Here is a 391-nt window from a genome sequence, read left to right on the forward strand (position 1 = left end):
GTCTCCGTCAGCCTCTTGGACTGCTCGCTCGCCCGCCAGCTTCGACTCGCCGTACACTTGGACGGGGTTCGGCGACGCCTCCTCACCATAGGGGTCGCGTGCGGTGCCGTCGAAGACATAATCGGTCGAGACGTGGACGAACTCGACATCGTTGGCCGCACACTGATCCGCTAACGCGCCCGGTGCGTCGCTGTTAAGTACGTTTGCCTGCTCCGGGTTCTTCTCACAGCCGTCCACGTCCGTCATCGCGGCACAGTTGATGACGAGGCCCGGATCGTGTGTTTCGAGGACCTCGTCGAACGCCTCATATTCTACAAGATCGAACTGTGTCAGCGGGATCTCGAACTTGGGCCGTGTCGAGTGATACGTGCCCATAACGGTCCAGTCGCGC

Annotated in this window: 1 protein-coding gene; it reads right to left on the bottom strand. The window is 61.1% G+C overall.

The window, feature by feature from the left end; genetic code table 11:
• A partial coding sequence (locus EXE45_RS18205; RefSeq protein ID WP_241989543.1) for a sugar nucleotide-binding protein occupies positions 1-375 on the bottom strand: 375 nt, incomplete at its 3' end.
• Positions 376-391: the final 16 nt, after the last annotated feature.

The sequence above is a fragment of the Halorubrum sp. SP9 genome, from assembly GCF_005435015.1.
GTDB classification, from domain to species: domain Archaea; phylum Halobacteriota; class Halobacteria; order Halobacteriales; family Haloferacaceae; genus Halorubrum; species Halorubrum sodomense.